Genomic DNA, 14,352 nt, shown 5'->3' on the forward strand with positions numbered 1-14,352 from the left:
CCGGTGTTTTGCGACCGCCAACGGGGAGCTAGGAGCGCTTGACGGCTCCGAGCCGGGGCAGGCGCGGGACGTTCGCCGTCGCACCGGCCTCGGGCGGGACGATGGTCTCCTGCGCCGCGGTCACCACGACGTCGTCGGCCTCGAGCCGCAGGGTCGCGGTGGGGTCGAGGGAGCGCTTCACCACGGCGAGCCCGATCGGACCGAGCTCGTGGTGGATCGCGGACGCCGACAGCCGACCGACCTGCTTGTCGTCGAGCAGCACCGGGGTGCCGGGCGCCGGCAGCACGCCATCGGACCCGTCGAGGTGCAGCAGCACGGCCCGACGCGGCGGGTGCCCGAGGTTGTGGACCTTGGCGACGGTCTCCTGCCCGCGGTAGCAGCCCTTCGACAGGTGCACGGCGGAACGCAGCCAGTCGAGCTCGTGCGGGATCGTCCGCTCGTCGACGTCGGACAGGGTCGGGCGCCAGGCGGCGATCCGCAGCGCCTCGTACGCGAGCAGCCCCGCGACGGGCACGTCCGACGCGGCGATCGCGGCCGCGGTGCCGGGGGTGACCACGGCGATGCGGAGGGTCCAGTCGGAGCCGGGGTGGGCCTCCTGGTCGGCGTAGCCCCATCCGCCCGGCGTGACGGCGCCCCACGGGTCGACCCACTCGGCGACGGGCGGTTCCGGCAGTTCGACGGACGCGAACGGGGCGCCCGCCCCGAACCAGCCGAGGGTGACGAAGTCGGCGGAGCGGTCGGCGACCTCGACCCGGAGCATGAAGCGCATCGAGTCGAGCCACCCGGCGAGCGGCGCTGCGTCAGCGCGCTCGGTGAGCAGCCAGACCGTCGCACCGTCGTCGACGACGCGAGCCGCGTGCTCGACGCGTCCGGCCTGGTCGAGGACGAGCGTCTCGGTGCTGACGCCGGTCGGCAACCCGGTGAGCTGCTGCGAGGTGATCGAGTTGAGCCACGACAACCGGTCCGGTCCGGAGACGGTGACGACACCGAGTCCGAGCTCGACGACGGCACGCCCCCGGGTCAGCAGGCGCTGCTCCCCGATCGGGTTGCCGAAGTGCGCGGCGACGGAGTCGGCCGCGACGAAGCCGTCACGCGCGGCGAACACCGACATCAGTCGACCTTCGCGAGCTGCCCCGAGGCGTGCGAGGTGAGTTCGCGACCGAGCGCGGCAATGTCCCACGCCCAGAAGAGCTTGCCCTCGACCAGTCCGTACAGGCGGGTCGCGGCGGAGTAGTCCTTCGCGTTCGGCGAGCGCAGCACGGCGTCGGTCGACAGGTCGATCCGGCCCTTCAGCACCCGGCCGACGTAGAGCTCGTTGACGCCCGTCGGGTGGATGATCGCGGCCTCGACGTCGAAGCCGTCCGTGGTGTTGCGGAGCGCCTCGACGCTCTCGACCGTGCTGAAGGGCGTGGGCCCGTCGCCCAGGAGCATCGCGGGGCCGCGGTCGCCCGGCTCGGTCGGACGGTCGATCCGCCAGTAGCCCATCTCGGCGGCGAGTGGGGTGTGGTCTTCGTCGAGCAGCCACGTGGTCGACGAGTAGTTCAGGTACGGCAGACCGTCGTGGCTGAAGCTGACACGCTGGCCGAACTCGTAGTTCCGGACCTCGTCGTCGTCACCGACCGGGTACTCGACCACTCCGGTGCCCTCCCACACGCCGACCAGCCACGACAGCGGGACCAGTTCGGGGGCGAGGCCCTCGGGCAGCTCGATCAACGCTGGCCCTTGAACAGCTTCACGACGACGACCACCGAGATGAACGCGATCGCGAGCGACGCCAGGCCGAGGAGGCCGACGTAGAAGAGCTCGAGCGCAAGCAGCGAATCCATGCTCGGAGTCTACGCGGCTCGGCTCAACGCGCCAGGAGCACCACCGCGGTGACGAGGACCACGACGAACGCCCCGGACGACGCGATGCTGATCCGTTCGACCAGACCGTCCTTGGTGGCGGTGATGAGCTGCAGCACGAAGCTGACCATCACGCAGGCGACGAAGACGAGCAGCAGCCAGGCGAAGGCATCGCGCTCGGCCACGGTCAGCACGAGCACGGCCCCGACGACCGCCAGCACCCAGACCGGCAGGACGGACGTCAGCCGCAGGCGACGCTGGTCGGTGGGGTGCACGGGCTCGGTCACGCGCTCCATCATGTCAGGGACGTGCGGAACGCACGCACCGTGCGGTGCGGTGCTCGCGCCGAGCGGTGCGCTGCTCGCGCCGTGCGGTGCGGGATGACGCGCAATCCGTCCGGCCGGATGAGTCCTTCCCGAGCATCACTAGGATGTCTCCACGACGTCATCCACCTCCGGAGGTCCTGTGGCACAGCTCCTGGTACTCACCTCGACCGCGCCCGGAGACGTCCTGCCGAGCCTGGGCCTCCTGAGCCACCGGATCCGCCACGTGCCGGCCGAGGCCGCACAGCTGGTCAACGCCCCGCAGAGCGACCTGATGTTCGTGGACGCCCGCACCGACCTGGTCAGCGCGAAGGCCCTGTGCAAGATCCTCGCCTCGTCGGGGTCGACCACGCCGATCGTGCTCGTCGTCACCGAGGGCGGACTGACCGCCGTCAACAGCGACTGGAACGTCGACGACGTCGTACTCGAGAGCGCGGGCCCGGCCGAGATCGACGCCCGCATCCGGCTGTCGGCCGGTCGTGCGGCGAAGGGCCAGACGAGCTCGAAGATCCAGGCGTCCGGTGTCGTCATCGACGAGGCCAGCTACTCCGCCAAGGTGCGCGGCCGGCCGCTCGACCTGACGTTCAAGGAGTTCGAGCTCCTGCGCTTCTTCGCCACCCACCCGTCACGCGTCTTCACCCGCGAGCAGCTGCTCAGCGAGGTCTGGGGGTACGACTACTTCGGTGGCACCCGCACGGTCGACGTGCACGTCCGACGACTGCGCGCCAAGCTCGGCGACCTCGAGTCGCTCATCGGCACCGTCCGCAACGTCGGGTACCGCTTCAACGTCTACGACGACGAGGCCGAGCGCCTGATGGGGCAGTAGTGCTGCCCGACCTCGGCAGCTACGTCGCCCTCGGCGAGGCTCCCCCGTTCTCCGACCAGACCCTGGTGGACGTCCGCGCCGGGCGCGCGACCGTCCTGACCGTCGACCACGGGGTCGCCGTGGTCCGTGACGGCGAGCTGGAACTCGTCGTCGCCCAGGAGGCCCGTGGCCAGGGCATCGGCACGGCCCTGGTGACGCAGGCACTCGCGCTGGGCGGCGGGGCCGCTCCGCGGCTCGCGTGGGCGCACGGGGACCACCCGGCAGCGCGAGCGCTGGCCGACCGGTTCGGCTGGCGCGCGGTCCGCACGCTGCTGCAGCTCCGGGCGCCCGTCGCCGACTCCGATGTGGACGTCGCCGCCGACGCTGATGCCGACGTGGCGCTGCCCGACGGCTATTCGCTGTCGGCGTTCCGCCCCGGCACCGACGACGAGACCGACTGGCTCGCGCTGAACGCCGCCGCCTTCGCCCACCACCCCGAGCAGGGGCGGATGACGCTCGACGACCTGCACGCCCGCGAGGCCGACGACTGGTTCTCCGGCGAGGACCTGCTGCTGCTCCGCGACGCCTCTGGGCAGCTCGCGGGCTCGTGCTGGCTCAAGGTCGAGGACGGCATCGGCGAGTTCTACGCCGTCGCCGTGCGGCCCGACCTCCAGGGGCAGCGACTCGGCGGAGTGCTCATGCGTGCGGGCACCGCTCGGCTGCGCGGCCGCGGGCTGACCGCCGCCGCGCTGTACGTCGAGGGGGACAACGAGCCGGCGCTGGCGCTGTACCGGCGCTCGGGGTTCACACAGCACGCGATCGACGTGCAGTACGCGGCGCCGGAGCAACCCTCAGGTCGCTGATACGCTGCGCCCATGATCCAGGGGGACCAGGGCGGATCGCCCATCGAACGACGACGTCCGGACACACGCTCGGGGGCAGGGCGGTGAACTTCAACCCGTCGCCGGTGTTCCTCGCGATGGCCGCGATGGTCGCCATCCCCGCCGTCGTCACCGCACTCGTCCGCCAGAGCGACCGGAAGCGACCCCCGTCGACGGTCGTCGGGGACGAGGCGTACGGCGTGCTCTTCACCGTCCGCGCTCGCCGGTGGAACTACCTGCTGCTCCGGATCATCGGGATCGTCTTCATCGTGGTCGGCGGGTTCTTCCTGCTGGCCGCACTCGCCCTGCTCGACGACCCCGAGGCGATCGGGATGCTCCTCGGCGGTCTCGGCATCGGGCTGTTCGGGCTGCTGTTCGTCTACCTGGGCGTCGGGCAGAAGCGGCGCCGGGTCGAGGCGTACGACTCGCAGCTGGTCGTCACGCCGATGTTCCGTGCCGCCCGGACCGTCGACCCCGCTGCCATCAAGCACATCCGGCCCACGACGAACCGCTTCGGCGGCCTGGACGTCAAGGTGCACGGCCAGCGCGGGGTGATCAGTGTCCTGTCCATCGATGCCGCCTACCCCGAGTTCTGCGCGTGGCTCGAGCAGCGGGCGCCGGCGCAGTGGGGCGCGTTCGTGCAGGTCTTCGCGCGCTGAGCGCAGCACCTCGGTCCGTCGCGGCCGTTCCTGCACAACCGAACGGTTCACCGCCGGTTTCCACAGCGTCCACCGAGGCCCCTCCGGTGGCAGGGGCCGGGTGGCAGGATGTGGGGATGGACACCGAACCGCAGCTCGACGGCGAATCCGTCGCACCCGACCTGGACGACTTCGACGAGGTCGTCGAGATCGAGCACGAGTCGCTGCCGACGGACCGCTACTTCGACCGCGAGCTCAGCTGGCTCCGGTTCAACCAGCGCGTGCTCGAGCTGGGTGAAGACCGCACGCAGCCCCTGCTCGAGCGGGCGAACTTCCTGGCGATCTTCGCGTCCAACCTCGACGAGTTCTTCATGGTCCGCGTCGCCGGCCTGAAGCGGCGCATCGACACCGGCATCGCCGTCCCGACCAACGTCGGCCGTGCTCCCAGCGACGTCCTGCGGGACATCGCGAAGAAGGCCCACGAGCTGCAGGACCGGCACGCCCAGGCCTTCATCGGGTCGCTCAAGCCCGACCTCGACGCCGCGGGCATCCACATCGAGCACTGGTCCGACCTCGACGAAGCCGACCGGCAGCGGATGCGGGAGTACTTCAACGAGCAGATCTTCCCGGTGCTCATGCCCCTGGCCGTCGACCCGGCGCACCCGTTCCCCTACATCTCCGGGCTCTCGCTCAACCTGGCGGTGCGGGTCCGCAACCCGAAGTCGCAGCGCCAGGAGTTCGCGCGCCTCAAGGTGCCGCAGAACTTCTCGCGCTTCATCAAGCTCCCCGACGACAACTCCGGCCGGATGCGCTTCATCCCGCTCGAAGACCTCATCGCGAACCACCTCGACGACCTGTTCCCGGGGATGGAGGTCCTCGAGCACCACGTGTTCCGGGTCACTCGCAACGAGGACGTCGAGATCGAGGAGGACGAGGCCGAAAACCTCATCCAGGCGCTCGAGCGCGAGCTCCTGCGCCGCCGGTTCGGTCCGCCGATCCGCCTCGAGATCACCGAGGACATGGATCCGGTGACGCTCGACCTGCTCGTGCGTGAACTCGACATCACCGAGGAAGAGGTCTTCCGGCTGCCGTCGCCGCTCGACCTCGGTGGGCTGTTCGAGATCTCCAAGATCAACCGTCCGGACCTGCACTACCCGAAGCACGTGCCGACCACCCCGGTGCAGTTCCAGCCGGGTGAGCCGAACACCAAGCCCAACCTGTTCCGCGCGATCAAGGCGAACGACGTCCTGGTCCACCACCCCTACGAGTCCTTCGCCACGAGCGTGCAGGCGTTCCTCGAGCAGGCCGCGGCCGACCCGAACGTCCTGGCGATCAAGCAGACCCTGTACCGCACCTCCGGCGACAGCCCCATCGTCGAAGCGCTGATCGACGCTGCGGCCGCTGGCAAGCAGGTCCTCGCCCTGGTCGAGATCAAGGCCCGCTTCGACGAGCAGAACAACATCACCTGGGCCCGGAAGCTCGAGAAGGCCGGCGTGCACGTCGTCTACGGCCTGGTCGGGCTGAAGACGCACTCGAAGCTCGTGCTCGTCATCCGGCAAGAGGGCGGGACGCTCAAGCACTACAGCCACATCGGCACGGGCAACTACAACCCCAAGACCTCGCGCATCTACGAGGACATGGGCCTCTTCACGTCGGACGACACGGTGGGCAAGGACCTCACCCGCCTGTTCAACGAGCTGTCCGGCTACGCCATCGAGAAGAAGTTCAAGCGCCTGCTCGTGGCACCGCTGCACCTGCGGAAGGGCCTGCTCAAGCGCATCCAGACCGAGGCCGCCAACGCCCGTGCCGGCAAGCCCTCGGGCATCCGGATCAAGGTCAACTCGATGGTCGACGAGCAGATCATCGACGCGCTGTACCTGGCGAGCCAGGCCGGGGTGCCGATCGACGTGTGGGTGCGCGGCATCTGCTCGCTCAAGCCGGGCATGGAAGGCGTCAGCGACACGATCCGCGTGCGGAGCATCGTCGGGCGCTACCTCGAGCACTCCCGTGCGTTCGCGTTCCACAACGACGGCGACCCGGCGGTGTTCATCGGCAGCGCCGACATGATGCACCGCAATCTCGACCGACGCGTCGAGGCGCTCGTGCGGCTGGTCGCCCCGGACCACATCAACGAGGTTCAGGAGATGTTCGACCTGGCGATGGCCGACACCGCCAGCTCGTGGCACCTGGAGTCCGACGGCGAGTGGACACGGCACTCCACGGACGATGCGGGCCGTCCGCTCGAGGACGTGCAGAATGTGACCATGCGGAAGATCTCGGCCCGGAAGCGCTCGACTCGGTGAGCGGCGGTCCCTCGGGCCCCGTCGTCGCTGCGGGTGCGGTCGTCTGGCGCGAACAGGACGGCACGCCCCTCGTGCTGCTCATCCACCGCGACCACCACAAGGACGTCTCCCTGCCCAAGGGCAAGGTGGACCCGGGCGAGGCCGTCCCGACGACCGCCGTGCGCGAGATCGACGAGGAGACCGGGTACCGCGTCCACCTCGGCGCACCGCTCGGCACCGCCGAGTACGTGCTGCCGAACGGCCGCGACAAGGTCGTGCACTACTGGGCGGCCCGGGTCTCGGCCAAGGAGTACGCCCGCGCCGGCGCCTTCGTGCCGAACCACGAGGTCGCCGCGCTCGAGTGGGTCACGATCGACGACGCCCGCAACCGCCTGACGTACGAGCGGGACGTCGCGATCCTCGACCGGTTCGCCGAACGCGCCGCCGCCGGACAGCACCGCACGTTCGCCCTGATCACCCTGCGCCACGCGAAGACGGTGCCCGGCTCGGACTGGGACGGCCCCGACGCCACCCGTCCGCTGCTGCCCGTCGGCCGTTCGCAGGCCAAGGCCGCCGCCGCACCGGTCGCGGCGTTCGGCCCGAAGAAGATTGTGAGCAGCACGGCGGCGCGGTGCCTCGCGACCGTCGAACCGCTGTCCGCCGCGACGAAGCTCGGGGTCTCGAGCACCGCCGACATCAGCCAGGACGCCCACGACCGCGGCGCCGCCGACGTCAAGGGCGTCGTCCGGCGCCGGCTCGACAAGGGCAAGACCGCCGTCCTCTGCTCGCACGGCCCGGTGCTGCCCGACATCATCGCCCGGATCGCCACCGCGACCGCCGACGACTCCGGCCGCTTCGACCTGCGCCGCGCCGCGATGCTGTCCGTCGGGGACTTCTCCGTCATGCACATCGCCGGGGACACCCTCGTCGCGGTCGAGACGCACCGCAACACGATCCCGGCGTAGCTGGCCACCGCCAGACCGCAGCGCCGGCGGACCACAGCGCCGCCGCACCGCAGCGCCGGCGGACCACAGCGCCGCCGCACCGCAGTGCCGCCGGACCGCAGCGCCACCGGACCGCAGCGCAGACGCCCGGTACCCGGCCACACGACGGGGCCGCGCCGCGCCCGGGAACGCGATCCGGGCCTCCCGACCGCTCGTCCGCGATCATGCGTGCGCATCTTCCGAACGAGCGCACAGTGCCCCCGATCCTGCTCCCTGCGCGGGAGCGGCGCACGCCGCCCCGACGTGGACAACCCCTCGTTCACCTCCCGTTCACCAGCGGGGGTGATTGCGGTCACCTCGCGTCCCTACAGTCGCTCCCGGGTCGGCACCGGCCCAGGGACCGCAGTGGTCCCACTGCATTCCATTCCCGAAGGGACCCCTGTGAACATCAAGCGAATCGGTTCGATCGCAGCAATCGCGATCGCCGGCGCAGTCGTGCTCTCCTCGTGCGCGGCGAACGAGGACGCGGGCAGCACCGAGTCCTCCTCCACCAGCGGCAGCGACTACTCGAAGCTCTCCGGCACCCTGACCGGCTCCGGCTCGTCGGCACAGCAGACCGCGCAGGCCACCTGGGCCGCCGGTTTCCAGAACGAGGCCTCGGGCGTCACCGTGAACTACACCCCGGACGGCTCGGGCGCCGGCCGCGAGAACTTCATGTCGGGTGCCGCGGACTTCGCCGGCTCCGACGCCGCGCTGAAGGACGAGGAGCTCTCGGGCAAGTTCGAGTCCTGCAAGGCGGACACCAAGGGCATCGACATCCCCGTCTACATCTCCCCGATCGCCATCGCGTACAAGGTCGACGGCGTCAGCGACCTGACGCTCGACGCGAAGACCATCGCGGGCATCTTCTCGGGCAAGATCACCAAGTGGGACGACTCCGAGATCGCCGACCTGAACAAGGACGCGAAGCTGCCGGACGCCGACATCACGGTCGTCCACCGCTCCGACGACTCGGGCACCACGCAGAACTTCTCGGAGTACGTCTCCGCGAACGCTTCGGACGTCTGGACCGAAGAGCCCAGCCAGACCTTCCCGTACTCGGTCGGTGACAGCGCGAAGGGCACCTCCGGTGTCGCCTCCGCGATGGGCAACGCCACCAACGCCATCACCTACATCGACGACTCCGGTGCGGGTGACCTCGACCGCGCGAAGCTGATGGTCGGCGACAAGGCGACCGAGATCTCGGCCGACGGCGCCGCGCAGGTCGTCGCCGACTCGAAGATCGCGACCGGCCGCGAGGACAACGACCTCGCGATCGACATCGACCGCAAGGACACCGCTGACGGTGCCTGGCCGCTGGTCCTCGTCTCCTACGCCATCGCGTGCCAGGAGTACAAGGACGCCGACAAGGCCGAGCTCGTGAAGGGCTACCTCGACTACGTCGTCTCGAGCGCCGCTCAGGACGCCGCTGCCAAGGAGGCCAAGTCGGCCGCCCTCTCCTCCGACCTCGCGTCGAAGGCCAAGGACGCGGTCGCTTCCATCAAGTAAGGCCCCCTGAGCGCCCGGACGCCGGTCCCACCCACTCGACCGGCGTCCGGGCACTCAGCCGTCCAGGACCCCACCGGACGCGCGGCCGTCCAGGACCCACCAGGACGCGCACCCGTCCGGGCCCACGGCACGGACACCGCACCACCACCCCAGAACCCGTCGCCTCCCCCGGCGTTCCTCCGACAGGAGTACCCCATGACGACCGCACCGGCCCAGCCAGGGGCCACCGTCACCCCGACCAAGCCGAAGCCCGTCGTCCGTGTCGGCGACCGCGTCTTCTCCGCCGCCTCGGTCATCGCCGGCGGCCTCATCCTCTTCGTGCTCGTGCTCGTCGCCGCGTTCCTCGTCTGGCAGAGCATCCCGGCCTTCTCCGCCAAGGTCGGCGAGCTGCCGGGCAAGGCCACGAACTTCTGGGACTTCGTCGGCCCCCTGGTCTTCGGCACCGTCTGGTCCGCGCTCATCGCGCTGGTGATCGCCGTGCCGCTGTCCCTGGGGATCGCCCTCTTCATCTCGCACTTCGCGCCGCGTCGACTCGCGCCGGTCCTCGGCTACGTGATCGACCTGCTGGCCGCCGTGCCGTCGGTCGTCTACGGCCTCTGGGGCATCGCCGTGCTGGCGCCCCTGGTGAAGCCGTTCTACGTGTTCCTGAACGAGTACATCGGCTGGTTCCCGCTGTTCTCCGGCCAGGTGTCCGGCACCGGTCGCACGATCCTGACCGCGTCGATCGTCCTCGCCGTCATGGCGATCCCGATCATGACCGCGGTCATGCGTGAGATCTTCCTGCAGGCCCCGACCCTCAACGAGGAAGCGGCCCTGGCCCTCGGCGCGACCCGCTGGGAGATGATCCGCCTGTCGGTCCTGCCGTTCGCGAAGTCCGGCATCGTCTCCGCGATCATGCTCGGCCTCGGTCGTGCACTCGGCGAGACGATGGCGATCGCGCTGGTGCTGTCGGTCTCGACGAACGTCACGTTCCAGATGCTGACGTCGCAGAACCCCTCGACGATCGCGGCGAACATCGCCCTGCAGTTCGCCGAGGCATCCGGCACGGCCCTGAACGCGCTCATCGCGTCGGGTCTGATCCTCTTCGTCATCACCCTGGTCATCAACATGCTCGCGCGGTACATCGTCCGCAGCCGAGTCAGCTGAGAGGTCGCACCCGATGTCCCTCGCGCTCCGTCAGACCGGCACCGCCGGCAACGTCTACGCCAACGGCAAGCTGCACGCCTCCGTCCCGTGGCTGCTGCTCGTCGGCAGCTGGGTCGCCCTCGTCCTGGTCTTCGCCCTGCTCAACGCGGGTGGCGCCGTCAAGGACTTCAACGTCGTCGCCGCGATCTTCCTCGGCACGGTCCTGTTCGACGTCCTGATCGTCGTCATCTCGCGCATCGTCGAGGGTGGCCGCAAAGCGGTCGACCGCCTGGTCACCTCGCTCGTCATCACGGCGTTCGTCATCGCGGTCCTGCCGCTGGTGTCGCTGCTCTGGACGGTCATCGCCAAGGGCGTCGCCCGCTTCGACGCGAACTTCTTCTCGTACTCGATGCGCGGGGTCATCTCCGAGGGCGGCGGCGCGGTCCACGCCCTCATCGGCACGCTCGAGATCACGCTGTTCGCGGCGCTCATCTCGGTGCCGATCGGCCTGCTCACCTCGATCTACCTCGTCGAGTACGGTCGCGGCGCACTGGCGAAGGGCATCACGTTCTTCGTCGACGTCATGACGGGCATCCCGTCGATCGTCGCCGGTCTGTTCGCCTACGCGCTCTTCGCGCTGTTCCTCGGCCCGGGGGCCCGCTTCGGCCTGGTCGGCTCCGTCGCCCTGTCGGTGCTGATGATCCCGATCGTCGTGCGCTCCACCGAAGAGGTGCTGAAGATCGTCCCGATGGAACTCCGCGAGGCCTCGTACGCCCTCGGGGTGCCGAAGTACCTCACGATCCTCAAGGTCGTGCTCCCCACCAGCCTCGCCGGCATCACCACCGGCGTGATGCTCTCGATCGCCCGCGTCATCGGTGAGACCGCCCCGCTGCTCGTCACCGCCGGCTTCACCGCGAGCATGAACTACAACCTGTTCCGTGACCCGATGATGACCCTGCCGGTGTACGCGTACACGCAGTACTCGCAGCAGGGCGCCAACCCGGTGCCGTTCGTCGACCGGGCCTGGACCGCGGCCCTCGTGCTCATCCTGATCGTGATGCTGCTCAACCTGCTCGCCCGGTTCATCACCCGTCTCTTCGCCCCCAAGCTCAGCCGCTGACCCTCCGCCCCCGCGGAACCAGCGACACCACCCACCCAGAAGGATCAACGTGTCCAAGCGCATCGAGGTCGACGGCCTCAACGTCTACTACTCGAAGTTCAAGGCGGTCGAGGGTGTCGACATCACCATCGAGCCCCGCACCGTCACGGCCTTCATCGGCCCGTCGGGCTGCGGCAAGTCCACCTTCCTCCGCACCCTGAACCGCATGCACGAGGTCATCCCCGGCGCATGGGTCGAGGGCTCGGTCAAGATCGACGGCGACGACCTGTACGGCGCCGGCGTCGACCCCGTGCTCGTCCGTCGTCAGGTCGGCATGGTCTTCCAGCGTCCGAACCCGTTCCCCACGATGTCGATCCGCGACAACGTGCTGGCGGGCGTGAAGCTCAACAACAAGCGCGTCTCCCGCTCCGAGGCCGACGACATCGTCGAGCGCTCGCTGCAGGGCGCGAACCTGTGGAACGAGGTCAAGGACCGCCTCGACAAGCCCGGCATGGGCCTGTCCGGTGGGCAGCAGCAGCGTCTCTGCATCGCCCGCGCGATCGCGGTCGAGCCGGACGTGCTCCTGATGGACGAGCCCTGCTCGGCCCTCGACCCGATCTCGACCCTCGCCATCGAGGACCTGATCGAGGAGCTCAAGAAGGAGTTCACGATCGTGATCGTGACCCACAACATGCAGCAGGCGTCGCGCGTCAGCGACAAGACGGCGTTCTTCAACATCGCCGGCACCGGCGCCCCCGGCAAGCTCATCGAGTTCGACGACACCGCGACGATGTTCTCGAACCCGTCCGTGCAGGCCACCGAGGACTACGTCTCGGGCCGCTTCGGTTGATCGGCATCCGTCCGTCGCACTGACGGACGGCCTGGAGGCCCGGTGCACGTCCGCCACGGACGCGCACCGGGCCTTCGTGGTTGCGCCGGGTGCGACGGCAACCCGCGGGACGTGCGCATGTTCCGACGATCCACGCGTCGATCGACTCGTGGTTCGTCGCTCGATGCGCACGCAGACGTTGCGTGCGCATGTTCCGACAGTCCACGCGTCGATCGACTCGTGGAACGACGAAAGGTGCCCGCGCATCGACTGCACGGGCACCTTCCGGAATGCCTCAGGCCGTGGTGGTGGGGACCGCCATGATCGGCGAGGTGGTGGGCTGCTCGGAACCGCCCTCGGGCTCGACCGTCATCCCGATCGTCGCGCCCTCGGACATCGCGCCCTTGAGCACGGCGGAGTGCACACCGTCAGCCGCACCGTCGACCAGGCCGGCCGACTTGATGGTGCCGCCCTGCTCCTCGGAGCCGATGTACCAGAGCTCGTACGTCTTGCCCTTCGGCGCCTGCTCGACACCGTCGAGGATCACCGCGGACTTGCCGAGGTCGTTCGACCACACGACCGTCGCCGAACCGCCGCCCGCGACCTTGGTCGTCGTGCGCTGGAAGTCCGAGGCGGCGTAGATGCGGTCGAGGCCGCTCGAGGCCTGCGTGGTGCCGGTGCCGGGGCCGTTCGGGTCGAAGATCGACCCGACGCCGAGTCCGCCGAAGAAGACCGCGGCGACGGCAGCTGCGGCCGTCAGCATGACCGCCGGACGCTGGAACCAGCGGCGGCGAGCTTCGGACGATGCCCGGCCATCGGCGGTGGGGCCGTCGGCGATCGAGGCGACGTGCCTGGCGGGCTCGGGACGGGCCTCCTGGACGGAGGTGGTCTCGGCGACCGGGGTCTGGTCGACCGTCGTGTCGGCGAGGGGCGCGGCCTGGGGGGTCGTCGCGATCCGGGCCAGCAGCGACGCCTTCAGCGACGCGGGGGGCTCGATCGGTGCGACGGCGTAGGCGAGCTGCAGCGCGGTCTCGCGCAGCGAGTCGTTCTCGGCCTGCAGCTCGGGGGACGTCCGGAGGGCGTCCTCGAGGAGCGCGCGCTCGTCGTCGGACAGCGCGTCGAGTGCGTGGGAACCCGTCATCAGTGCGGGGTCGTCGTGGCGTTCGGTCATGAGGTCACCCCCATCTCGTCTCGGAGTCGGATCATCCCGTCACGGAGACGGGTCTTGACGGTGCCGATGGGGACACCGAGGTGTTCGGCCATCTCGCTGTGCGAGTAGCCGCCGTAGTACGCGAGTTGCACAGCCTGCCGCTGGAACTCGGTGAGCTTCGCCAGCGCTCGGCCGACGCGCTCGTGCTCGATGCGGATCTCGACGGACTCGGAGACCTGGTCGAAACCGGCCTCGAGATCGCGGATGCCGATCTTGGTGTCGCGGTCGTGCGACGACTGCGAGGCACGGACCCGGTCGACCGCTCGGCGGTGGGCCATGGTGAGGACCCAGCTGGCGGCCGTCCCACGCTTCCGGTCGAAGCGGGTGGCCTGCTGCCAGACCTCCAGGAAGACCTCCTGCGTGACCTCTTCCGACTGCGCGCGGTCCCGGAGGAGGCGCGTGATCAGACCGAGGACCCGCCCGGAGAGTGCGTCGTAGAGGTCCGCGAAGGCGGCTTGGTCACCGGCGGCGACCCGGGCGAGGAGGTCGTCCGGCGATGCCTGAGCTGGCTCTGACGAGCTCCAGCGTTCGGTGTCGCTATCCACGAGGGCAAGCATTGCAGGTTTCCCTCCTCTCGGTTGCTTTCGTTGACCAGGCGGGTAGCACGAAGCCTCCGCATGGGCGGTCGAGACGAGGGGCCGGCGTGACCCACAGGGAATTGACCGGCGGTGCCGGTCCGGGTCACACCGGGCCTCTCGCTTCGTGACGGGCATTCCGTCCGTCACGCAGATGATTCGGTGCGGTCCCCGCTGTGGATTGGATGGGGTCGGGATTTCTCGGCGGGATGGGCGCGGCGGGCCCGCACAGGGGTGCGCGCGGGCACG

Annotated in this window: 14 protein-coding genes; 9 read left to right on the plus strand and 5 right to left on the minus strand. The window is 69.7% G+C overall.

The window, feature by feature from the left end:
* Window positions 1-28: 28 nt before the first annotated feature.
* The 3 genes from ygfZ to DEJ29_RS16090 all read right to left on the minus strand — a co-directional run bounded on the left by ygfZ (window position 29) and on the right by DEJ29_RS16090 (window position 2,131).
* Window positions 29-1,111 (minus strand): CAF17-like 4Fe-4S cluster assembly/insertion protein YgfZ, encoded by a 1,083-nt coding sequence (ygfZ, locus tag DEJ29_RS16080; protein WP_111095630.1) that lies wholly within the window; start codon window positions 1,109-1,111, stop codon window positions 29-31.
* Window positions 1,111-1,713 (minus strand): heme-binding beta-barrel domain-containing protein, encoded by a 603-nt coding sequence (locus DEJ29_RS16085; protein WP_111095629.1) that lies wholly within the window; start codon window positions 1,711-1,713, stop codon window positions 1,111-1,113. Before DEJ29_RS16085 ends, ygfZ begins: the two co-directional genes overlap by 1 nt.
* 136 nt (window positions 1,714-1,849) lie before the next feature.
* Window positions 1,850-2,131: a hypothetical protein gene (locus tag DEJ29_RS16090; RefSeq protein WP_128780538.1), complete on the minus strand. Its 282-nt coding sequence runs from the start codon at window positions 2,129-2,131 to the stop codon at window positions 1,850-1,852.
* Window positions 2,132-2,309: 178 nt separating this feature from the next.
* Between DEJ29_RS16090 and DEJ29_RS16095 the strand changes: the two genes are divergently transcribed.
* The 9 genes from DEJ29_RS16095 (at window position 2,310) to pstB (ending at window position 12,339) form a co-directional block, all read left to right on the plus strand.
* Window positions 2,310-2,993, plus strand: a complete 684-nt coding sequence (locus DEJ29_RS16095) for a response regulator transcription factor (RefSeq protein ID WP_017888078.1) — start codon at window positions 2,310-2,312, stop codon at window positions 2,991-2,993.
* Complete coding sequence (gene mshD / locus DEJ29_RS16100; protein WP_111095628.1) at window positions 2,993-3,835, plus strand: mycothiol synthase; 843 nt, start codon at window positions 2,993-2,995, stop codon at window positions 3,833-3,835. The genes DEJ29_RS16095 and mshD overlap by 1 nt, the downstream gene beginning before the upstream one ends.
* Before the next feature lie 83 nt (window positions 3,836-3,918).
* The gene (locus DEJ29_RS16105; RefSeq protein ID WP_071404720.1) at window positions 3,919-4,512 is read left to right on the plus strand and encodes a hypothetical protein; all 594 of its coding nucleotides are present in this window, start codon (window positions 3,919-3,921) and stop codon (window positions 4,510-4,512) included.
* A 116-nt stretch (window positions 4,513-4,628) separates the two neighbouring features.
* Window positions 4,629-6,794 (plus strand): RNA degradosome polyphosphate kinase, encoded by a 2,166-nt coding sequence (locus DEJ29_RS16110; protein ID WP_111095627.1) that lies wholly within the window; start codon window positions 4,629-4,631, stop codon window positions 6,792-6,794.
* Window positions 6,791-7,738 (plus strand): NUDIX hydrolase, encoded by a 948-nt coding sequence (locus tag DEJ29_RS16115; RefSeq protein ID WP_071404718.1) that lies wholly within the window; start codon window positions 6,791-6,793, stop codon window positions 7,736-7,738. The genes DEJ29_RS16110 and DEJ29_RS16115 overlap by 4 nt, the downstream gene beginning before the upstream one ends.
* Before the next feature lie 420 nt (window positions 7,739-8,158).
* Window positions 8,159-9,265, plus strand: coding sequence for a phosphate ABC transporter substrate-binding protein PstS (gene pstS / locus DEJ29_RS16120; protein ID WP_071404717.1), 1,107 nt, complete (start codon window positions 8,159-8,161; stop codon window positions 9,263-9,265).
* A 195-nt stretch (window positions 9,266-9,460) separates the two neighbouring features.
* Window positions 9,461-10,411 carry a phosphate ABC transporter permease subunit PstC gene (pstC, locus tag DEJ29_RS16125; protein ID WP_071404716.1) on the plus strand — a complete coding sequence of 317 codons (951 nt, stop codon included), beginning with the start codon at window positions 9,461-9,463 and terminating at the stop codon, window positions 10,409-10,411.
* A gap of 13 nt (window positions 10,412-10,424) precedes the next feature.
* Window positions 10,425-11,510, plus strand: coding sequence for a phosphate ABC transporter permease PstA (gene pstA / locus DEJ29_RS16130; RefSeq protein ID WP_111024123.1), 1,086 nt, complete (start codon window positions 10,425-10,427; stop codon window positions 11,508-11,510).
* 49 nt (window positions 11,511-11,559) lie between these two features.
* Entirely contained in the window at window positions 11,560-12,339 is a 780-nt protein-coding gene (gene pstB / locus DEJ29_RS16135) for a phosphate ABC transporter ATP-binding protein PstB (RefSeq protein WP_027466631.1), read from the plus strand.
* Between the two features lie 274 nt (window positions 12,340-12,613).
* Here the strand turns inward: pstB and DEJ29_RS16140 are convergent, their stop codons facing one another.
* Window positions 12,614-13,489 carry an anti-sigma factor gene (locus DEJ29_RS16140; protein ID WP_111095626.1) on the minus strand — a complete coding sequence of 292 codons (876 nt, stop codon included), beginning with the start codon at window positions 13,487-13,489 and terminating at the stop codon, window positions 12,614-12,616.
* Window positions 13,486-14,085 (minus strand): ECF RNA polymerase sigma factor SigK, encoded by a 600-nt coding sequence (sigK, locus tag DEJ29_RS16145; RefSeq protein ID WP_027466633.1) that lies wholly within the window; start codon window positions 14,083-14,085, stop codon window positions 13,486-13,488. Before sigK ends, DEJ29_RS16140 begins: the two co-directional genes overlap by 4 nt.
* Window positions 14,086-14,352: the final 267 nt, after the last annotated feature.

Source organism: Curtobacterium sp. MCPF17_021, from assembly GCF_003234605.2.
GTDB classification, from domain to species: domain Bacteria; phylum Actinomycetota; class Actinomycetes; order Actinomycetales; family Microbacteriaceae; genus Curtobacterium; species Curtobacterium flaccumfaciens.